The following is a 22,637-nucleotide window of genomic DNA, read 5'->3' on the forward strand; positions in this document are numbered from 1 at the left end:
CTCGCCAATTATGGATAAAAATCGAAACTGGTAATGCGATATCCATAATGATGAATGAAATATTATTTTTAAAGGTATCACCTAAACGGCCTGAATTACGCAACCAAAAGCCTAACGCAATTACTAAAACAATTTCACCCACACTTGATAATGAGGTTAAGAATGCTGTCATATAAAATTCATCTCCTAAATTTAGTTTTAAAAAAACAAAAACGCTCGTAGTAAATACGAACGAATTTTGCTTAACATTAAATTATTTAACTTCTTTGTAAACTGGGTACCATTTTTCTGCTTCAACGGCAGCTTTAACGTCGGTAATTGTTTCACGAGTAATACCTTCGTCAACGGCAGTTTGAGCAACAGAGTTGGCAACTGTTTGTGAGAATTCAGTTAATTGATCAACTGGTGGTAAGATTGCAGCACCTGGTTGGTTTGGATCAACAATTCCACCCAATGAGTGAGCAGCAGCTGAAATCATCTTGTCGCTTAGCTTAGTAGCAGTTGCGGCGATGGCGCCTAAACCAATCCCAGGGTAAACAAGGGCGTTGTTAGCTTGACCGATTTCGTAAGTAACCCCGTTGTATTCAACTGGAGCACTTGGAATTCCAGTAGCAACTAAAGCACGACCATCTGACCATTTAATTACATCAGCAGCAGTTGCTTCAGTTAACTTAGTTGGGTTTGAAATTGGCATCACGATTGGACGTTCAGTGTGAGCAGCCATTTCTTTAATAACGTCTTCAGTGAAGGCACCGTGAACAGTTGAAGTACCAACCATGATGGTTGGGTGAACTGCTTTAACCACTGAAAGTAAATCAGTTAAGTCTTCTGAATTAGCAAATTCTGAACGACTTCTAGCAAATTCTTTTTGACCAGGAGTTAAGTCAGGCATGTCGTCAAACAAGAGACCTTGTTTGTCAACCATGTAGAAACGTTTCTTAGCTTCTTCTTCTGATAAACCTGATTGAACCATTTCTTCAGCAACCCGTTGAGCAATCCCAACTCCGGCAGTACCGGCACCAAAGCAAAGGTATTTTTGATCAACCATTTTTTCGCCAGAAATGTTAAGTCCACCAAGGACCCCAGCTAATACAATGATTCCAGTTCCTTGAATATCATCATTAAATACTAAGTATTTGTCTTTGTATTTGTCTAAGATGTTGGCAGCATTTGCACGACCAAAATCTTCAAAGTGAAGGTAAAGGTTAGGGAATAAATCTTCGGCTTCTGTTACAAACTTGTCAACGAAGTCGTAGTATTTTTCTGAGTAATCACGTTCTTGATCAAGTCCCAAGTATAATGGGTCTTCAAGTAATTCTTTTCTAGTAGTACCAGCATCAATTACAACTGGAAGTACTTCTGAAGGATCAATTCCAGCAGCAGCACTATATACCATTAATTTACCAACTGGGATATCAATTCCTTGAGTTCCCCAGTCACCAATTCCAAGAATTCCTTCACCATCAGTTACAACTAATAACTTGATGTTACGGCCTTCAGCGGCATTGATTAGGCTTTGACGAATGGTTTCTTTATCATCTTGGTTAATTGATAAGAAAGCAGCGTTTTGTGGGTTAACGTACATACGACTGTAGTTTTCAATTGAGTCAGCAATGGTTGGATCATATACGATTGGCATAAATTCACTAACGTGTTCAGCGAAAGTAGCGTAGAAAAGCACGCGGTTTTCGTTGAAAATACTCATTAAGTAAACACGTTTTTCTAAATCATTGCTCTTAGTTAAGTATTCTTTGTATACTCGAGCAGTTTGTTCTTCTAAAGTTTGTACCCGTGGAGGTAACATTCCTTGGAGATTTAAGGTCTTACGTTCTTCTTCAGTAAATGCAGTTCCCTTGTTTAAAAAGGGATTGTTTACAATTTCTTGTCCTCTTGACATAAATAAGACTCCTTTTTGTAGTATTATTACATTAATAAACTACCTGTATATTAATTCACAGAGAAAATAATTGTCAAATATATAGTTTACATAAACAAACTTTATATGAGGTGATCCTATTAAATTACAAGATTTAATTTACTTTAATAAATTAGTGGAACTAAAAAGTTATACTACAGTTTCTGAGTATTTTGGCGTAAGTCAACCTACCATTTCGATGGCCATTCAGCGACTTGAAAAAGAGTTTAATGTGGAACTTATCAACCGTAATCAAGCACATCGTAAAATTAAAATCAGTCCCCATGGAAAAGTTTTATATAAGCATACCGATATAATTAATCGTGAAGTGGAAGAAATAAAAAAAGACATGCATCACAATTTCAAGGTCCCAATTCGTTTTGGTCTTCCGCCAATCATCGGAAACTATTATTTCCCAATTCTGGCCTTAGAACTTAGTAAGTCTGATATCTTAGATGACTTAGATAATATCGAAGCTGGTTCAGGGAAATTACTTGATCAGCTTCGTTCTGGTGAAATTGACATTGCTTTGCTGGGTTCAAACGAACCAATTGAAAGTCATGACATTAAATCAAAAGTCTTAACCAAAAGCGATTTTAAGATTATCGTTTCCCTCAATTCACCCTTAGCTAAACTTAAAAAGATAAAAATTAAGGATCTCAACAACATCAATTTCATTTCTCTTCCGAATGACTTCATTCATCACAATACGTTTAACAAACTCTGTAACGAACATAGTATTAAAGTTCACATACGTTATCGGACACAAGATGTCGAACTTTTAAAACAACTTGTCTCTGAAGATTTAGGTGTTTCCTTTTTAACTGAACAAGCCATTAGCCCTAAAGATAACTTGGTAGCCATTCCAATCGATGACGACGATTTAGATAAATTCTACGTTTCTCTAACTTATCGAAAAACACATGTCTTATCGCCTAAAGAAAAACAACTAATTGCAGTTTTAATTAATTCAATTAAAAAATAAAAAGCGCATCGTCAATGACGATGTGCTTTTATGTTTAATTAAACTTCTTTATCTGTTTCAGTTTCAACCCCAACTCCATCGTATTCTTCAAGAATCATCTTCTTAAGGTCTGCGAAAAGTGGTTCTTTAGGGTTAGCAGTAGTACATTGGTCAGAGTAAGCTAATTCAGCAAGATGAGTTGCAGCAGCTTCTAGGTCTGCTTTGTTAACCCCTTGAGCCTTCAAACTTAAAGTTACACCAACTGAGTGAGCTAATTCGATGAACTTGTGAACCAAAGCTTCTTTGAGTTCTTCGTTAGTTGATCCTGGTAAGCCAAGGTAACGAGCAATTTCAGCGTAGTCTTGGTCGGCACGGAATGATTCGTACTTAGGCCAAGTAGCAATCTTCTTAGGTTTTTCAAAGTTGTAACGAATTACATGTGGCAAGGTAATTGCAATTGCGATACCGTGAGTAATTCCAAATTGTCCACCAAGTTTGTGAGCAATTGAGTGTGTAATTCCCAAGAAGGCGTTTGCAAAGGCCATACCGGCAATGGTTGAAGCAGTGTGCATCTTGTCACGAGCTTCCATGTTGCCATTGTAAGAATCAGTCAAGTTTTCAAAAATCATCTTGATGGCTTGGAGTGATAAGGGACGAGTGTAGTCAGATGCCATTACTGATACGTATGATTCAATGGCATGAGTTAAAGCATCAAGTCCTGAAGCAGCAATGGTTTTCTTTGGAACCGTAGCCACAAATTGAGGATCAATAATCGCAACATCAGGGGTCAAAGCGTAATCAGCTAATGGGTACTTGATGTGTAATTTAGAATCAGTGATAACTGAGAATGGTGTTACTTCTGATCCAGTACCTGAAGTACTTGGGATCGCAACCATTTGTGACTTGCTTGGTTTTTCAAAGCGGTAAGCACGTTTTCTGATATCTAAGAATTTTTGTTTTGCTCCAAAGAAGTTAGTTTCTGGGTTTTCGTAGATTAACCACATCATCTTAGCAGCATCAAGTGGTGAACCACCACCTAAAGCGATAATGGTATCTGGCTTGAAGCCACGCATTTGAGTAACCCCTGCTTGAACTATATCAGTTGTTGGTTCGTCGTGGATATCATCAAAGATGTAGTATTGAACGCCATCTGGACGTGCATTTAATTCATCTAAAACTTTGTCAACGTAGTGATATTTAACCATTGAAGGACTGGTAACGATGAAGGCCTTCTTGATGTTTGGCATATCTTTAAGGTAACGAACTGAATTCTTTTCGAAGTAAATCTTAGGTAATTTAATCCATTGCATATTATTTCTTCTCTTTGCGATTGTCTTAATGTTCAATAAGTCGTAGTCAGTAACGTTATGTGAGATTGAGTTATTACCCCATGATCCAGTACCTAACGTTAATGAAGGAGTCATGTTGTTGTAAAGGTTACCAACACCACCTAAACCAGCTGGTGAGTTAACCAAGACCCGTGAAGCTTTTACAGCAACACCAAAGTCAACAGCTAATTGATCATTTCTAGTTTGAATAGCAGCAGTATGACCTAATCCACCGTAGTTCAATAATTTAGCTACAATTTTAAAGGCATCTTCATGATTCTTTGACTTGTAAACTGAAATTACAGGAGAAAGTTTTTCACCAGACATTGGGTATTTAGGACCAATTCCAGTCATTTCAACAGCAAGAACTTGAGTATCCTTTGGAGCCTTAATTCCGGCCATATCAGCAATTTGTTGAGCAGTTGCTCCAGCGATTGGACCTTTAACACTCAAACGAGTACTGTCAAACATTGCATCAGTTAATTTTTGTTTTTCATTATCAGGAATAAAGTAAACCCGGTTAAGTGAGAGTTGTTCTTTTACATCGTCGTAGATTGAAGCATCAATCACAGCACTGTTTTCAGTTGCACAAATCATTCCGTTATCAAAAGTTTTTGATAAAACTAAATCATTAACGGCACGAGGAATGTTAGCTGTTTCTTCAATATAAACAGGACCATTACCAGGACCAACACCTAAAGCTGGTTTACCAGTTGAGTAAGCAGCTTTAACAAGACCAGGACCACCAGTTGCTAAAGTACATGCAACCCCTGGGTTTTGAATCAAAGCATTAGTTGCCTCACGACTTGGTTCGGTAATCCATTGGATAGCATCTTTAGGAGCACCAGCAGCAATCGCAGCATCACGTATAATTTGAGCAGCTTTGATTGATGATTTTATAGCTTGTGGATGAAAACTAAAGATAATTGCATTTCTAGTTTTCATTGAAATAATTGATTTGAATAAAGTAGTTGAAGTTGGGTTAGTTACAGGAGTAATTCCTGCTAACACACCAAGTGGTTCAGCGACTTTGATTAAATCTTCTTCTGAGTTTTCTTCAATTACACCAACTGTTTTATCGTTCCGGATGTTATTCCAGATTTCTTCAGTGGCAAATAAGTTTTTAATTGCTTTATCTTCAGCGACTCCACGACCAGTTTCTTTAAAGGCCATTTCACCGAGCATTTGGTGAGCGTTTACCCCGGCAATTACCATTGCGTGGGTAATGTGATCAACTTTCTTTTGATCAAAATTACTCATTTCGTCTAAGGCAACATGTGCTTTGGCAACCATATCATCAATATTCTTTTTGATTGCTTCAACATTTGGTTGTTTCTTTTCTACCATATTATTCACCCTCCGGTTCATAAACGTTTATTTGTTATTCATTTCACAATTTCATAATATCACACTCTTTTCGTTTTGCCAAACATTTGTTTCAAAATCTTTATAAAGACTGTTTTATCAGTATATTAAAGATTTTTATATCCGTTATAAATAATATTGCTCAATTAATAACATATTCGGGTAATAAAACAGCCAAGCACTGAATTTAATCAGGACTTGGCTGTTATTTGTTATTTATTTTTCTGTCCACAAAATATTAATACTATTTTGTTTGCAATTCTTTCCACATTCGTTTTGATCTAGCATTAATTACTTTAGCTGACTCTTTTACATATTCTTCAAACGTTTCTGAAGAAGCTAAATTTTTTACGTTGTAGGTATTATTTTCATCATATCCATCGGTGAAATCTTGTAATAAATTGACATTTATAAAATTGTTAAATGCATTATTATCATCCGTAACCTTATCGTTATTTGTAACATTACTAATATCTTTATAACTTTCAAAGTAATCTTTTTGCTCTAAAATAGCTTGACCAACAATGCAATCATTAATATATTCGTTTCCATTTTGTTGATAAAAATTTTTCAATAATCTAAGAAAAGCATCGTAACAATCATTAAAACAAAGTGCTCTTTTAGAATTAATTCCTCCCCACGTAGGGGTAGACCCAGATTTCCCAAGACATAGTAATTTGATAATTGCATTTTTTCTTTATCAGCGTTCTCAGCAAATTCAACTGGCCCATCAAATGGTGCATATTTTTTTAAAATATCTTTAATTTGATTCTTTTTATCATCTTTTAATGACTTATATGCTTGGTTGTAATATCTTTTCATAATTGGTATGCGCCAAGTAATTAATGTATCACCAGTTAAATCTTCATATCCTTTCTTTTCAGTATTAAACCACTCAAATGCTTGTTTATAAAATTTATCATTATCACAAAATGAAAATAATTTTCCATAAACTTCTTTTGCAAGTGCTGAACGATCAGCTTCTTCACCATCACTAGCAAAATTGTAATTTATCGCTTGTTCTTCACTTAGTTCTAAAAAATCTTCAATTTTTTTCATCACTCACTCTCCAGTTTTCCAATAGAAATTTTCTTATCTCTAAAATAATTAACTAATCTCTGAACTAATAAGAAAACCGGATTAACTGTTAGCAATAACAGCAAACCAATTCCGCCAACCTGCCAGGTAAACAACCTAGCAAGAAAGAAAAACTTCCCAAAAATAATAAACAATCCCATAAACCCAATAATGCTTCCTGCAACAATCATGGCTTTATAACGGTTTAAAGGACGACTCACTAATAGCAATGCTTGCCAGCTAATCAATCCCGTTAACAAAACGTTTAACGTATCAGTTGTAGCAACTTTAAATCCTAATAAATTACCAATTCCGCCAATTAGAATAATATAGATCACCACACAAATCGCTGACGGAAGCGCAATTTCGACGATTCCGGTGAAGAAACGATTTTTAATTGGATGAAATTCGGGTGCCAATGCTAAGAAGAATGACGGAACTCCAACCATCAAACTATTAATTGGTGTGAGTTGAATGGGCTGGAATGGATAACTTTTGGCCATGAAAATAAAAATCAAACTCAACATAATTGAGAACATCGTTTTGACCAAGTACAAAGCTGCGATGTTATCGATATTATTAATCACGCGTCGACCCTCATTTAAAATTTGAATTAAAGCTGAAAAATTAGAATCAACTAACACAAAGCCCGCGATACTTTTGGTACTTTCATTTCCTGAAGCCATCGCAATCCCACAGTTAGCCTGACGCAAAGCTAAAATATCGTTTACTCCGTCACCGGTCATGGCTACAGTGTGCCCGTTATCCTGTAAAGCTTTTACCAATCGTTCTTTTTGCTCGGGTTTAACGCGCCCAAAGACGGTCGTTTTAGCGACTAAATCATGGTAATTGGCATCATCCGCCACCGTTGTCATATCAACTAGTTGCTCAGCTTTTGCAATTCCCGTTCGTTGCGCAATCGCTGCCACGGTGGTCGGATCATCACCAGAAATTACTTTAACAGTAACTCCTTGATTAGCAAAATAGGCCAGAGTGCTAGGAGCATCCGCTCTAATCACGTCCGTAATCAAAATAAATGCGACTAGTTCGGCACCAGTTATGCCATCTCGACTCATTTCATCAGCTTTGACTAACGCCAAAACCCGATTACCATTTGCCGCAAATCCATGTACTTGCTGTGTTTGTTGCTCACTTAATTGCAACACGAATTGTGGAGCCCCTAACACATAGTTGCCCTGTTCAAACTGCACGCCACTCCACTTACGAGCAGAAGAAAATGGCACAATTTGTTGTGCGTGATATGGATGACTAGGAAAGGCTGTTTTCAGTGCTTCGGCGGTTTCATTAGTATCATCAATTTCTTTAACTAACGAACCCAAAATGTCACTAACTATTTTCTCATTTTGTCCATGAGATAAGACTAATTGTTTAAACTGCAAATTTCCATTCGTAATCGTTCCTGTTTTATCCAAGCAAAGTGTATCAACTCGTGCCAACGTTTCAATAGATGCTAAATCTCTAACTAACACTTGTTTCCGAGCTAAATGATAAGCAGAAATCGCTAAGGTAACGGATGAAAGTAAAATCAATCCTTCTGGAATCATCCCAATCATCGCTGCTACAGTCCCTAAAATAGCATGATTCAAAGCAACACCATGCCACAAACGGGAAGCAAATAAGAGCAGACCCAGTGGGATAATGATAATTGTTAAAATGCGAATAATTCGTTTAATTAAATTCAACAACACACTATTATTTTTTTCCGTTTTGCTAACTTTTTCGGTTAATGAATTTACAAAGGTGGACTTTCCAACTTCCGTGGCTTGCATAATCGCATGCCCGCTAACCACAAAACTCCCAGAAATTAAGCTTTCACCATCCGTTTTAATAATTACATCAGATTCTCCAGTGATTTGGGACTCATCAATTTCTAATTCTTGAGTTTCTTTAACAATCCCATCAACCGGAACTTGGTCTCCTAATTGTAAAACAAGCAAATCATCTAAAACGATTCCTTCTGGTTCAATTTCAACCTGTTTACCATTGCGAATCACGGTCACTTTTGATTGTGATAACAATGCCATTTTATCAACTTGTCGTTTAGCTCTAATTTCTTGGAAAATTCCAATCATAGTATTAACTGTAGCAATTAATAAAAACAACATATTTTTATAACTACCAGTTAAAAAAACCAAAATTCCAAGAATTACATTGATTAAATTAAATAAGGTAAACGTATTTTCAAAAACAATTTGTTTGCTACTTTTCGTTAATGATTCTGTTGCAGTATTATTTTCCCCTGCAGCAATTCGGGTTTGAACCTGAGCTGAGGTAAGCCCAGTTAAATTTTGTGTCATTTTTCCACCCCTTTTGTTTAATTGTAACTAAGCCCTTTTAATTTTTCAGTGGTCATCATTCGAGTTAACCAAAATTTACTATTATCGTTGAATAATTTTGGAAAAAAACGTGTTTTCTCCCATATTATGGTAAAATTATTAAGTATAATGTCAAATTTTTAATTTTGACTTGAATTGACTACTATTTTATTAAAATGAAAAGAGGAATGCTTTTTGGTTACTGGATCGATTTTTGTCGACTTAGTTATTATATTAGTGATGTTCTTCTTTGCGGGATATTTTGTTGCTTGTGAATTTGCTCTAGTGCAATCACGGCCGACTGCCTTACAAGAAGAACTCGATGACGAGAACACAAGTGCAAAGCGGAAACACAAAATTAAGCTCGAAATGAAGATGGTAACGAACCTTAATGAATACCTATCTACTACTCAAGTAGGAGTTTCACTTGCCGGAATTATTTTAGGATGGATTGGTGAATCATTTGCCGTTGAAATCTTTGTTGATTTATTTGGTGCTTCTGGAATTGGCTTAAGCAGTGCTGCTGCCCACGGTTTTGGTGTAGTAATTGGGGTGTTAATTTTAACTTACCTAGAAGTGGTTTTCACCGAAATCTTACCTAAAAACCTTAGTATTGATATGCCACTTAAGGTTTTAGCAGTTGTTAGTGGTCCACTTCACTACTTCCACATAATGTTCTACCCATTTGTATGGTTATTAAATGTTTCAGCAGCTGGAGTAGTTAAAATGCTAGGTCTTCCTGTTGCAAATGAAAACGATGAAGCCCTTTCTCAATCTGAAATTTTAAGTGTCTCTAAAGCAGCCGTTAAAAATGGTGACTTAGAAAAAGACGATTACCTTTACATGCGTCGGGTTTTTGAATTAAATGATAAAACCGCTCGAGATGTCATGATTGATCGGACCCGTTTAAAGACCATTGATATTGATACCACTGATGAAGAGGCCATTGAAACTTACCTCAACACCAAATTTAGTCGACTTCCCGTTGTTAAGGATAACGATAAAGATGATATTTTGGGTTATGTTTATATCTATGACTTAATTCAACAAGCTCAAATCAATAAAGAAAAACCAATCAAGAGTCTCATCCGTAAAATTAGTACTACTTCTGAAACGACCCCGATTGCGATGGTGCTCCAACAAATGATCAGTAACCATCAACCAATCGTAGTTGTGATTGATGAATATGGTGGTACCTCAGGAATTGTTACCGATAAAGATATTTATGAAGAGTTATTTGGAACAGTTCGTGATGAAATTGATACAGTTAACCATGCCGCTATTTTCCGCCAACCCAATGGTACATACAAAATTGGCGGAAAAATGAATACTTATGACTTTGAAAAACTTTTCGATACGGATATCAAAACCTTTGATGGATCAGATGTTGTAACTCTTTCTGGTTTCATCATTGAAAACAATCCTCACATTAAAGTTGGAGATGTGGTCAAATTAGGTGACTTTGAATTCAAAGTGTTAGCCTACGAAAATTCATTCATCGACTGGTTTGGGGTTAAGAAAATTGAAACTGAAACTGACGATGATCAAGATGAATCCGATAAATAATCTATAAAGACGAGGCTATGCCTCGTTTTTTATTTAAGGAGTTTTAATAATGAACGCAATTAAAAAAATACCAGCTTGGCTGGGTTACACCATTTTGTTTGCTGTAATTACATCGACTTTTGCCCTTATGTTTTCATTAACTGATACTTCGTTAATTTGGAGTTTTGATGGAATTGCCCAACATTATCCAATTCTAGTAAGTTTTCATGATATGTTACTTCATTTCATTCAACATCCATCGCAAGGATTAACCCACTGGTCATGGAATATTGGAATGGGAGCAGATCAATTAACTAGCTTTTCTTACTATGTTGTTGGTGATTTATTTAACTATTTGATTATATTTTTCCCCAAAAATCAAATCGAATTTGGCTACAGCTTTTTAGTCCTCCTTCGTCTCTATTGTGCTGGTCTATCATTTCTTTTATTTGCTAAACAATTTAACTTTAAAAAATATAGTTTGGTCATCAGCACTTTAACCTACACATTTGGTAGTTATGCTTTATATGCTGGTTTACATCATGCCTTCTTCATTTTACCTTTGATTTTCTTTCCTCTCTTAGCATTAGGAATTGAAAAAATCATTCATAATAAATCAATGTGGTGGTTAGTTTTAGCAACCTTAATTACTTTTTTGAGTAATTTCTACTTTGCTTATATATTAGGACTAGGTTGCATCATTTATGTAATCATTCGCTACTTTTCTGTACGAAAAGAACCTTGGTTTAATTTCAAATCCAGTTTACTTAAATTAATTGGAACAATCATCAGTGGGATTGCCTTAGCTAGCATCTTATTTATTCCCACGATTCTCTATGCCTTTAAATCAACCAGAATTAAGAATGTTTTTGCCAATGGTTATTTAACTTATCCAACCAGTTACTATCTAAACCTTCCCGGAAAAATGATTGGTTTAGGTGGAACCTTTAACTTCTGGCTTTTAATTGGAATTAGTGGTTTTAGTTTTTTAGCCATCATTTATACCCTCAGTCATTTTAATAAATATAAAACCATTAACGCAGCCCTAATCATTTCCATGATTGGAATCTTAATTCCGGCGTTCAGTTCCGTTTTCAATGTTTTAGCTTCACCATCTAACCGTTGGGCTTCCTTGACTTTATTGCCAATTGGATTAGCAACTGCGATTTTCGCTGATCACTTAACAACGCTTTCAAAACGTGATTTAACTATTTTTGTGCTTGCTTCAATTGGATTAGTGATTCTAGTTTGGATTTGTAATGGATTTATCTTCAAGGTTCATCGTCATGATTTTTCTGAATATTTCTTATTGTTTATTTTAGTTGGAATCTTATTTGCTGCACAACTTTTCAAGTGGAGACCAACAACGTTAATTAGTAGTGTTCTCGTATTAGTTACAATCAACTTGATTTCTCTTGGAATTGGCTTTTATAGTCCTGACAGCAGCGGTTACTCTAAAGGAATGTTGAATAAAAATGTTGCTAAATCATATACGCAAAACTACTATGATGGTGCGGAAAAATTTGTTAAGCCTAAATTAAAAACTTATCGAACAACGATTGGTCCTAAATATCATTATTTCCCTGATGAACGCGATAATTTTATTAACACCGACTACTTCAATGCTGCTTCAAATCTTCCAATGATTCTAGGAACACATGATATCGCTTCTTATTTAACAGTGGAAAACGGATTTGTTGGTAAATTAGAAAGAACTCTCCAAAATAATCAATTTACCCCAAACAATCCAGTTGCTCAAAACGACTATCGTTCCTCCTTGGAAAACTTGTTTGGGGTCAAATACATGTTCGTGCGTTCTGATAAAGCCCAAAAATCATTACCATATGGCTTTAAACTAGTTCGTAATCAGAATCACCAACCAAAATTATTCCAAAATGGAAGCAATGTTCCTAGTAAAGAAAATAAAGTTGGAACGGTCTTAGCCAAAAATAAAAATGATTTACCATTGATGTACACTCAAACTAAAATTATTCCCCAAAATGATTTTAAAAAGCTTTCAGTAAATGATAAAGAACAGGCTTTAATCAATGCTACTAACGTTACAAAACCAATTTCTGGAATTAAATCAGTTAACTACCATAGCAAGACTAAAAATCTAAAATATACGGTTGATTTTGATAATACTAATTTAATTACTAACCAAAAAGATTTAGACAAATCTGACTTTGCCAAAAAAGCTAATCAAATGACTTCCCCTAACAATCGTTATGCTTCTGCAGATAAAATTGAATCTATTTTAGAACAGAATCAAAACATTGAAGAGAAACTACAAAAACAAAATCAGAATGGTCTTCATTACTTAACTCGTGATGCATTAGGCCACTCAATTCCTACTGAACTGAAAATTAAGCATCCTAATTCAACCAAACATGCCGAATTGTATTTGGAATTGGATGGAATTCAAGGAAACTATAATAGTAATTATCAAATTGAACAAATTAAAAATAATCGAAATGCGTTAAATAATCGTTTTGAAACTAAATTTGCTCAACTTAATCTTTTCCGGAAAAACATTTCCAATTACAATAATGGAAGTTTCGTTTTAACCGCTTCAACCAAAGGAATGAGCAATGCCGTTACCCAATTAGGAACCGATGAATTATCAAACTACATTCCTAAAAAGCACGCATTAATTAACTTAGGATACTCATCTAAAGCTCGCAAACAAATTAACCTTAAGTATTCTGATATAACTTCAATGCATTTTAAGAAGGCACGATTGATTGTTGTTCCATTTAATAAAGAGTACCAAGCTCAAATTAAACATGACCAAAAGAATAGCTTAACTAAACTTAAGACCCATAACAATCAAGTGTCTGGAATTAGTCATAATTCTCATAAATCGGTGTTAACCAGTTCAATCCCATACTCTAGTGGTTGGAAATTGACTATCGATGGAACCCCTGCTACTACTCAAATTGTTAACCAAGCATTTGTTGGTGGAGTAATTCCAGCAGGTAATCATAAGATTAAATTAACTTACCAAACCCCTGGTTTACTAATTGGAAAAATAATTAGTTTGCTTAGTTTTTTCGTTATTTTAATCATTAGTACGATAATTTGGTATTTTAAAAAAATAAAAGTAAACGACTAGGAGAAAATTATGAAACCACTTAAACTTATCTTCATTTCAAATACTGGAAATACGCGTAATTTTGCTGAAAATTTAGTAAATTATGCACAAGAACAAAATCAAAAAAATCCGGATTACCCACTCTTATCCATAGAAGAAATTAGTGAACAAACGGATTTTGGAAATGAAACCGAACCTTACTTCGTCTCTGTTCCTACATATCTCTCTGGTGGTGATGGAACTGGTGATAATGTAAAAGAAGTCATGACAACTATTTTAGGTGAATATCTTGATTATCACGATAATGCTAAGCAGTGTTTAGGAATTATTGGAAGTGGAAATAAAAATTTCAACATTCAATATTGTTTAACCGCTAAACGTTATTCCAAAAGATTTAACGTTCCTTTTTTAGCTGATTTTGAACTTCGAGGAAACGATAAAGATGTACAAAGAATTTATGAAGATATGGTTGAACGAACTAAGGAAGTAAATCAATAAATACAAAAAAGTCCCTCCACACATCAATCGTGTGAAGGGACTTTTCATTTACATTTTTAACATTTCAATCGGACGTTTTTGTAACGGTTGAACTCGACGGGCATTGACTGGAAAATGATTCGTAAACCAATCTAGTTGCCCTTGATTGAGCGTTAAGTCCGCTGATGTAACAACTAGCCATTCAACACCTGGTTGCCAATCGTTTTGTTTACTATAATCTAACATCTTATTCGTGCATCAAATCTTTGCCAAAGTATTTAAGAGAAAGCTTCTTAATCGTACCGTCTTTTTGTTCAGCTTTAAGGGCTTTATTCATTTCTTTAGTTAACTTGGTTGATTTTTTATTTAACATTGGAGCAATTGGTTCAATCTTAATGTATTTATAAGGAATAACTTGGTAAGTTAAATCAGTATCTTTATGACTCTTCTTCCAGTAGTTAAAAGCTGCTTCAGAGTTGACAGCTCCATCGGCACGGCCTTGGTTAATCATATCCATGTCAGTTTGAAAATCAGGAGCAGCAACTACTTTAGCCCCAAGTTTTTCAGCAGTGGTCCAATTTTCGGTACCAGTTCCAGCCGCAATCATTTTCCCTTTAAGGTTACTCATCTTCAAACCAGGTTTTGAAATCAAAACACTCTTAGAGTAGATGTAAGGAGTCGCATATCTAAATTGTTTCTTCCGTGCTGGGTTAACCCACATATCGTTAAAAATTACATCATATTGATTTGACCCTAAACCGGCAATTAATGAATCCCAACCAGTCGTGACAAATTTTGGTTTTAGCCCCATCCGTTTGGCAGTATCACGAGCTAATTCCACTTCAAAACCGGTTAATTTACCATCTTTAGCACGATAAGCATAAGGAGCGTACGTTCCTTCCATTCCAATCGTTAAGGTCCCAGGCGTCTTAGTGTCAGCTTGCTTACTTTTGTTTCCACAGGCAACTAACAATAATGCTGATAATCCAATTGTCAAAAGCAACCCTAATTTTTTCTTCATTTTTCTTCCCTCATATATAACTTTAGTTTTTCACAAAAAAGAACCGACTAAACTAAATAATTTTGTAGTTTAATCAGCACTTTCTTTTTGTTAGTAACATTAAAACATTATTTAAATTTAAAGTAAAGCATTTTTATCGATTCTCAGCCATATAGGTTTTCAAAGCTCGACCAGTAAATGATTCTTCATCGTTCACTGAACCTGCTGGAGTACCACTATATAATACGTTTCCTCCATAGATTCCAGCTCCTGGACCAATATCAATTAGCCAATCAGCTTGGCTAATCACATCTAAATTATGTTCCACGATGATGAGACTATCACCTTGTTTCACCATCTTCTGGAAGAGTTTAACTAACTTATCGGTATCTTTCATATGAAGTCCAGCGGTTGGTTCATCAAGGAAGTACGTCTGGCCTTTTTCGCCAAGCGTTTGGGCTAAACGAAGCCGTTGTAATTCTCCCCCAGAAACTGTCGTCAATGCTTGATCAAGACCTAAATAATCCAAACCAACTTGACGCATCCGTGCTAATGGGGCTTCAATGTCTCGGTCACCGATGAAGAATTCTTGGGCTTGGGCCACTGACATCGCTAAAACTTCAGCAATATCTTTACCATGGTACTTGTAACTCAAAGCTTCCTTACTGTACCGTTTCCCGCCACAGACTTCACAGACCTGCTTAACAGGATCCATAAAGGCCATGTCGGTAATTGTAACTCCTTTACCTTTACAACGAGGACAAGCACCCTTTCCGTTATAACTAAAGAGTTGCGTCGAAACGTCATTGGCTTTGGCAAACAAACGCCGAATTGGGTTCAAAATATCCAAATAAGTAACTGGAGTAGAACGAATACTAATTCCCGCGGTCTTTTGGGTTAAGTCAACGTAGTTCCCGTTTAATTTATCTTTTAAAGCTTGTGACAAAGATGATTTCCCTGAACCAGCAACTCCTGATAAAACGGTCATAATTCCCATTGGAACCTTAACACTGACATCGTTTAAGTTATGCAAGCTAACGTGTTCCATATCAACAAAATGCTTTGGTGCAATTACTTTTCCAAAGCTATGTTTCTTTCGTAACCATTTTCCTGTTAACGTATCAGAATTCTTCAATTCTGGGAAAGTGCCCTGGAAGGTAATCTTACCACCATTGGCACCAGATTCTGGACCCACTTCCACTACGTGATCTGCAATCGAAAAGATGGCTGGATTATGATCAACCACAAAGACCGTATTTCCTTTTTCCTTCAAACTAACCAAAGCTTTTTTGATTAATTCAATATCATGCGGATGAAGACCCACACTTGGTTCATCAAAGACATACAAAATATCTGAAAGCGCGTTGGTTAAATGCTTGGCAATCTTAATTCGTTGCACTTCCCCACCAGATAGGGTACTGGTAATTCGATCAAGGGTTAAATAACCTAATCCAATATCAACTAGCGGTTGGACTTTAACTTGTAAACTCCGCACAATTTCAGCACCAAGTGGATCAGTTATGCCATCAAGAAATTCCAAAAATTGAACTAAATTCATTTGGGTTGCTTCGGCAATATTGACGTCATTAATTCGGACACTTAATGCCCGTTTATTTAATCGAGTTCCATGACAAACGGGACAATCATGACGAGTAACTACGGCATCAATCGCTGCTTTATGATGTTTTCCTTCTGAACTATGAATAATAGAACGCATAATTCGTGGTACTAGCCCCTCATAGTCTTTACTCTTAAAGGCTTGAGGTGAGTTAGCAAACGGTAATTTAGGTGCATGCATTAATAATTCATATTCTTCAGGCGTATAATCTTTAATTTTTTTATCATTATCAAATAAACCAGAATCACCATACCGCCGCCAGCGCCAACTATTGGGCTTAAAACTAACGAAGGTTAAAGCCCCATCATTTAATGATTTTTCTGGATCAATTAATTTACTTTCGTCAATATCATCAACGTAGCCCAAGCCTTCACAGTGTGGACACATTCCTTGAGGTAGGTTAAAAGAAAAGACTTCTGAATAACCCACAAACTTATCTCCCACACGAGAAAATAGCAATCGAATTAACGAATACATACCAGTATAAGTAGCTAAAGTTGATCGAGCATTACCGGTTAATTGCTTTTGTTCAATCGCAATGGCTACTGGTAAATTACGAATATCCCCAACATTTGGTTGCCCATACTTAGGTAAATATTGTTGCGAAAAACTAGGAAAAGTTTCGTTTAATTCTCGCCGTGACATTGCTGCCACTGTATCAAAAACTAATGATGATTTACCAGAACCTGATTCACCCAAAAACACGGTAATTTCGTGCTTTTGTAAATCAATATTCACGTGTTTCAAGTTATTTTGATGTGCATCTAAAACTTCAATTTGATTCCGATAGTAATTTTCAACCATAATATCCTCACAATCTATGACTCTCTTAATACTAATCATATTAAGCTTTTAGGCTTAGAGCTATTAATTAGTCCTTTTATAGTAAAAAAGTTTGGCGATGGCCAAAATTACTTATATTCTTATATTAATATTATTGTAGAGAAACTTGGATTATTAAAGGAGAAAAAATTGCCCCAGAAAGAAAAAACTAAACCGACGAGTCCAAAATTTTACCATCAGACTGATCAAGTAGTCATTGAGGAATTCCACACTGATATTAAAACTGGATTAACAACTACTACAGCCAAAATACGGTTAAAAAAAGATGGATACAATGAATTAGATAGCAAGTCTGTGCCAAAATGGCAAATTTTAATTCAACAGTTTAACAACATTATTATTTATATTTTGATGTTAGCCACTATTTTCACCTTGCTGATGCGTCATTATTCCGATTCATCCGTTATTACGATTGTAATCATCATTAATGCACTAATTGGATTTGCCCAAGAAATTAAAGCCAGCAACGCGCTTGAAAAAATTTAAACGCTGTTGTCAGCTGAAACCAACGTTTATCGTGATGGAACTCGGACGCAAATGCTCGCACGTAATTTAGTGGTTGGTGATGTGGTTTATCTTGAAGCTGGAGATAACGTTCCTACTGATTTGAGGTTAGTTGATTTAGATAACTTGCGAATTCAAGAATCGGCTTTAACCGGTGAATCAGATTCAGTTGCAAAAACAATCAATCCTTTACCCCTTAATACACCGATTTCGGATCAAACTAACATGGCGTTTGCTTCAACTGGAGTCACAAACGGAAGTGGACTAGGAATTGTGGTTGCCGTTGGAGAAAACACTGAAATTGGTAAAATTTCAACAACTGTTCAAGATATGAAACACCAAAAGTCGCCTTTAACTAAAGAATTAGATCAATTAGGGGCCGGAATTTCTTGGTTTATTATTATTTCATCCGTCATTTTATTTGTTTTTGGAATGTTTTTACAAATCTATTCCATTCCAGTCTTAGCAATGGCGATTATCACGATGATTGTGGGATCAATGCCTGAAGGTTTACCTGCTTCCTCCGCGAAGCAAATACCAAAAACTAATGAACCGTCATGACGTTTGGCAAATGATCTATGTGAGTTTAATCATCGCTGGGATGGCTTTAATTGCTTTTTCGATTACAGAACGTTTTCACATTCCGTTTTTTGTTGCTAGCACGATGGCCGTTAATATTATTATTTGTGGTAAAATTTACTATTTGTTTAATATTCGAGCCACTGCGCCGGCCTTTTCTAAGCGCGTAATTCTTTCTAATAAAATGGCTTATGTTTCAATTTTTGCCATGATTTTGTTACAACTAATCTTTACCTACGTTCCCTTTATGAACGGTGTTTTCTCAACAAGTGGTCTTTCAATCACACAATGGCTAATTGTTGTAGTCGCAAGTCTTCCTGTTTTACTAGTATCAGAAAGTAACAAAGCTTGGCGGAAAAAACATCAGCTCCCAATTCTATAATCACAAACAAAAACTGGAACTCCACAATGAAATTCCAGTTTTTTTATGATTGTTCATATTTTTCAAATTTACGATTTTCCCATAAAACATACAATAATGAAGTGATAATTAATAATCCCGAGATTCCAAACAAGAAACCATAGTTTAACCATTCCACTAAGATTCCGCCAAATAAGGGACCAACAGCCCTTCCAAATGACATAAAGATGTTAAACATCCCTTGGTATCTTCCCTTTTGTTTCTCATCGGCTAAATTATCAATCCAAGCTGGAATTGATGGTAACCCGTTCATTTCTCCAAAAGTTAGAATAATCATAATGATGATAAACGATACGTATTGTTTAGCAAAAGTCAACATAAAAAAGGTTAAGGCAAATACTAAAATTCCAAAAGTAACCTGATTTACCATTTTAAAATGTCGTCCAATTCGGTTGATAATTGGTTGAACAAAGACGATTAGCAATCCATTAATTGGCCAGATGTAACTGTAATTTTCAAATGAAATGTTCAAACTTTCCATATGAACTGGCATTACACTTTCCCACAATGTGTAACTTAAATAAACACAAAAGACCATCATACAAATACTAAAGATAAGCTTTGAAGTTAAAGGATTAGCACGTTTTTCCATTACTTGATGATTATGTTTATGAGCTAAATGTGGTTGTGCTTTAGAAAAATCAATATTAAAATCAAAGACAGTCATTAGTAATAAAATAATGTAGAAAAAAGTTGCTACAGAAAAGACAACTGGCACTCCAAATTTCATTAAAAAACCAACCGCAGTAGTTCCAACTACCACACCAACGTTAATCCCAATATAAAGGGAATTAAACACATAGCGGGTACTCTTAGATTGAACTTTTGCTGCATAGGCATTTAAAATGGTTAAACTTGCCCCTTCACCTAATCCATAAACAAATAGTAAGATGGCAAAACTAGGCCAGCCATTGAAGAAAATCAACAAAAAGATGGGAATCATAGCGATGGTGATACTAATTAAAGCTGATTTGTAAGGCGACCACCGATCAAAAAAAACCCCCCCTAAATAATTACCTAATACCATAAAACATGACATAATAAACATTACAATTCCGGCTACTGTCAGAGATTCATGTAAATTATTGTGCATGTAAACGGTAATTAATGGCCACATTAATGCAGCCCCGGAATTCAATAACAAAGAATAAATCAGCACTGAGCTAAGTCTGATTTCACTTCTTTTTTTAATTACCATTCGCTAACCTCCTTAAATTCAATTTGTTAGTTTCATTTTCGCATAAAATTAACCTTTTAAAAAGGTTTACCCTAATTTGTCAGTGTAAAATCAGATTGTTTCTACTATAATAAATACATAAAGACTAATCCAAACATTAGTTGAAAGGAAGTAAATTATGATTCATATCGTAACGGACTCAACTGTCCAATTAACTCCAGAAGAAATTGAACAAAATCACATTGAGATTGTCCCACTTCAAGTCTCATTTGAAGGTAAGACTTTTGAAGATAATGTTGATATTACTAGAGAAGAATTTTCTAACATGCTACTTGATGATGAAAGTGAATTTCCTAAAACAAGTCAACCTGCTTTAGGTCAATTCATTAATACTTTCTCATCCATCATGGAAAAAGATCCAAACGGGACCATCATCTGTCTCGATTTAGCTCCTGTTTTAAGTGGCACAGTAGAAACAGCTAATTCAGCTGCACAACAAGTTGAAGGCGACATTCGTGTCATTGATAGTGAAACAACCGACCGTGGACTCGGACTCGAAGTGCTTGAAGCTGCTCGACTAGTTAAAGAAGGTAAAACTCCTGATGAAATTGTAGCAGCCATTGAAACTTATCGACAAAAAATCAAAACTTTCGTGTTTATTAAAAGTTTTGACTATTTAGTTAAGGGTGGTCGTGCAAGCCGTGCAATTGGTTTCATCTCATCCTTAATTAAATTAAACGTAGTTCTAGAAGTTAAAGATGGAAAGCTTGAATTCTATGCTAAATGTCGCGGTGCCAAAAAGCTTCGTAAAGTTCGTGATGAACTAGTTCAAGAAATCATCGATAACCCTAATACCACTGAAGTCGGACTTTCTTGTGTTGATTCAACCGAAGATGCCGAAGAAATAAAAGCAAAAATCAATGAAGTTCGTCCTGATATTAACGTCTTGATTCGGCTTACGAGTCCAATCATTATGACTCACGTAGGTCCTGGCGGATTCTCAATCATTTTTAATAAATAATCTAAAAAGCTCAACTTTAGTTAAAAATTCTAAAGTTGAGTTTTTTTAGCTTTATTAATCGATACGGTGTCACTATTTGGCTTATGATAATTACATCAGGTGACACCGTGTCACCATTTCAATTACAAGGAGGTTAATTTATGCCAACTACCACTTTTTTTAATCTTAAAGAAGCAAAAAGAGATCGCATTACCAAAGTTTTATTAGATGAATTTTCAACCAATAGTTTGAATGATGCAAAAGTTTCCACAATTGTCACGAAAGCTGAAATTGCTCGTGGCGCTTTTTATAAATACTTTGCTGATCTAACGGATGCTTATCAATACATCTTCAGCTTAGCTATGAAAAGCATTCATCAACCTTTTAACTATCAAGATTTACAGGCTGATAACATCACTAAAACGATTCAAGAATTTGTTAATCAACAAAGAGATAGTAAGTACCATGACTTCATCAAACTTTACTATCAAAAAAACCAATATTTGTTACCCCCGCTCTACCAACCAGATATTAGTAAATTAACGTCTGAGCAATGGTCATCAAATATTCTAGTTCATCAAACAATTAAAGATTGCTTATTACATCCGGATCAAGAACAACAATATTTACAGTTTTTGACGCTTAGTTTAAAGCACTTATTCAAAGGAGCATAATATGTTTTTAGCTTGGAAAGAAATTAAACACGATAAATTAAGGTACGGATTAATTACATTAATGATTATGCTAGTCGGTTATCTAATTTTCATTTTAACTAGTTTAGCAATTGGATTGGCTGGACAAAATACGCAGGCCATTAACACCTGGGAGCCCCAATCAATTGTTTTAAATAAAGACGCTAACATTAATATTTCACAATCTAAAATTATGACTGATCAAGTGCGTGAACTACTTTATTTTGATTATAGCATTGTTCCTCGTCCAGTTTTAAAAACGATTCCCTTCAACTCTGTTGACAATATGCATTTTTAATGATATTATTTAAATGAAGTATAAATAGTATATTGAGTAGGTGAGATTTTGCAATGACTGAAACAATATTAGATAGTAATTCTAAATTAATTCAAAAAATTATTAATAAACATCGGATTGCTTTAAATGATTTAGCTGAAAGTGATAAGAAAATGGAAAAGGTAAAAGAAACAAATCAAACGCTAACCGATGCACAATTACGTCTAATATTTGAACGATTGGTTAACTCGAAAAATAATAAATATAATTTTCCATTTTTTACAATTGAAAAATTTATAGCATTATATAGAGATTTAGCTTGTCTATCCGACCTCTTAAAAAAGGTTAAGTCTATTTCAAGTAAATCAAATGTTATTTTTACTCATTTTGATGAAATGTTATTAAATTTTATCCATAATTGGCGA

Annotated in this window: 17 protein-coding genes and 3 pseudogenes; 10 read left to right on the plus strand and 10 right to left on the minus strand. The window is 35.1% G+C overall.

What is annotated here, in order from left to right; genetic code table 11:
• Positions 1-172, minus strand: a pseudogene (locus FD36_RS06675) (AEC family transporter); the annotation flags it as partial.
• 81 nt (positions 173-253) lie between these two features.
• Positions 254-1,897 (minus strand): malolactic enzyme, encoded by a 1,644-nt coding sequence (locus FD36_RS04855; RefSeq protein WP_014081537.1) that lies wholly within the window; start codon positions 1,895-1,897, stop codon positions 254-256.
• A 136-nt stretch (positions 1,898-2,033) separates the two neighbouring features.
• On the opposite strand from FD36_RS04855, the gene FD36_RS04860 reads away from it, so the two are divergent.
• Positions 2,034-2,900 carry a LysR family transcriptional regulator gene (locus tag FD36_RS04860; protein WP_225361974.1) on the plus strand — a complete coding sequence of 289 codons (867 nt, stop codon included), beginning with the start codon at positions 2,034-2,036 and terminating at the stop codon, positions 2,898-2,900.
• Between the two features lie 38 nt (positions 2,901-2,938).
• Here the strand turns inward: FD36_RS04860 and adhE are convergent, their stop codons facing one another.
• From adhE to FD36_RS04880, 4 genes are all read right to left on the minus strand, one after another.
• Complete coding sequence (gene adhE / locus FD36_RS04865) at positions 2,939-5,554, minus strand: bifunctional acetaldehyde-CoA/alcohol dehydrogenase (protein ID WP_056958428.1); 2,616 nt, start codon at positions 5,552-5,554, stop codon at positions 2,939-2,941.
• A gap of 262 nt (positions 5,555-5,816) precedes the next feature.
• Entirely contained in the window at positions 5,817-6,146 is a 330-nt protein-coding gene (locus tag FD36_RS04870) for a hypothetical protein (protein WP_056958431.1), read from the minus strand.
• Entirely contained in the window at positions 6,143-6,631 is a 489-nt protein-coding gene (locus tag FD36_RS04875) for a hypothetical protein (RefSeq protein ID WP_056958433.1), read from the minus strand. The genes FD36_RS04870 and FD36_RS04875 overlap by 4 nt, the downstream gene beginning before the upstream one ends.
• Positions 6,631-8,967: an HAD-IC family P-type ATPase gene (locus FD36_RS04880; protein WP_056958435.1), complete on the minus strand. Its 2,337-nt coding sequence runs from the start codon at positions 8,965-8,967 to the stop codon at positions 6,631-6,633. Before FD36_RS04880 ends, FD36_RS04875 begins: the two co-directional genes overlap by 1 nt.
• A gap of 213 nt (positions 8,968-9,180) precedes the next feature.
• Here FD36_RS04880 and FD36_RS04885 point away from each other — a divergent pair, with 213 nt between their 5' ends.
• Genes FD36_RS04885 through nrdI form a run of 3 tightly spaced genes read left to right on the plus strand, consistent with a single transcriptional unit; the run spans position 9,181 to position 14,122 of the window.
• The gene (locus FD36_RS04885; protein ID WP_056958437.1) at positions 9,181-10,551 is read left to right on the plus strand and encodes a hemolysin family protein; all 1,371 of its coding nucleotides are present in this window, start codon (positions 9,181-9,183) and stop codon (positions 10,549-10,551) included.
• Between the two features lie 49 nt (positions 10,552-10,600).
• The gene (locus FD36_RS04890; RefSeq protein WP_056958439.1) at positions 10,601-13,645 is read left to right on the plus strand and encodes a YfhO family protein; all 3,045 of its coding nucleotides are present in this window, start codon (positions 10,601-10,603) and stop codon (positions 13,643-13,645) included.
• A 9-nt stretch (positions 13,646-13,654) separates the two neighbouring features.
• A complete protein-coding gene (gene nrdI / locus FD36_RS04895; RefSeq protein ID WP_014081530.1) occupies positions 13,655-14,122 on the plus strand; it encodes a class Ib ribonucleoside-diphosphate reductase assembly flavoprotein NrdI in 468 nt (155 codons plus the stop codon).
• A 48-nt stretch (positions 14,123-14,170) separates the two neighbouring features.
• Here the strand turns inward: nrdI and FD36_RS06680 are convergent, their stop codons facing one another.
• The 3 genes from FD36_RS06680 to FD36_RS04905 form a co-directional block, all read right to left on the minus strand.
• Positions 14,171-14,347 (minus strand): hypothetical protein, encoded by a 177-nt coding sequence (locus FD36_RS06680; RefSeq protein WP_153198624.1) that lies wholly within the window; start codon positions 14,345-14,347, stop codon positions 14,171-14,173.
• A 1-nt stretch (position 14,348) separates the two neighbouring features.
• Entirely contained in the window at positions 14,349-15,122 is a 774-nt protein-coding gene (locus tag FD36_RS04900; protein WP_056958443.1) for an amino acid ABC transporter substrate-binding protein, read from the minus strand.
• A 133-nt stretch (positions 15,123-15,255) separates the two neighbouring features.
• Positions 15,256-17,523 (minus strand): ATP-binding cassette domain-containing protein, encoded by a 2,268-nt coding sequence (locus FD36_RS04905; protein ID WP_056958445.1) that lies wholly within the window; start codon positions 17,521-17,523, stop codon positions 15,256-15,258.
• A 168-nt stretch (positions 17,524-17,691) separates the two neighbouring features.
• Between FD36_RS04905 and FD36_RS07065 the strand changes: the two are divergent.
• A pseudogene (locus FD36_RS07065) lies at positions 17,692-18,594 on the plus strand (P-type ATPase actuator domain-containing protein); the annotation flags it as partial.
• Positions 18,595-18,637: 43 nt separating this feature from the next.
• Entirely contained in the window at positions 18,638-19,027 is a 390-nt protein-coding gene (locus FD36_RS04920; protein ID WP_225361973.1) for a cation transporting ATPase C-terminal domain-containing protein, read from the plus strand.
• A 43-nt stretch (positions 19,028-19,070) separates the two neighbouring features.
• Here FD36_RS04920 and FD36_RS04925 read toward each other — a convergent pair whose 3' ends face one another.
• Entirely contained in the window at positions 19,071-20,264 is a 1,194-nt protein-coding gene (locus FD36_RS04925) for an MDR family MFS transporter (protein WP_056958452.1), read from the minus strand.
• Positions 20,265-20,421: 157 nt separating this feature from the next.
• Between FD36_RS04925 and FD36_RS04930 the strand changes: the two genes are divergently transcribed.
• From FD36_RS04930 to FD36_RS04945, 4 genes and pseudogenes are all read left to right on the plus strand, one after another.
• Positions 20,422-21,264: a DegV family protein gene (locus FD36_RS04930; RefSeq protein ID WP_014081525.1), complete on the plus strand. Its 843-nt coding sequence runs from the start codon at positions 20,422-20,424 to the stop codon at positions 21,262-21,264.
• Positions 21,265-21,404: 140 nt separating this feature from the next.
• Positions 21,405-21,917, plus strand: a complete 513-nt coding sequence (locus tag FD36_RS04935; RefSeq protein WP_056958454.1) for a TetR/AcrR family transcriptional regulator — start codon at positions 21,405-21,407, stop codon at positions 21,915-21,917.
• Position 21,918: 1 nt separating this feature from the next.
• A pseudogene (locus FD36_RS04940) lies at positions 21,919-22,146 on the plus strand (ABC transporter permease); the annotation flags it as partial.
• A gap of 140 nt (positions 22,147-22,286) precedes the next feature.
• Positions 22,287-22,637 (plus strand): hypothetical protein (locus FD36_RS04945; RefSeq protein WP_156402037.1); only part of this gene is annotated, 351 nt, incomplete at its 3' end.

This window comes from Fructilactobacillus sanfranciscensis DSM 20451 (assembly GCF_001436035.1).
Taxonomy (GTDB): domain Bacteria; phylum Bacillota; class Bacilli; order Lactobacillales; family Lactobacillaceae; genus Fructilactobacillus; species Fructilactobacillus sanfranciscensis.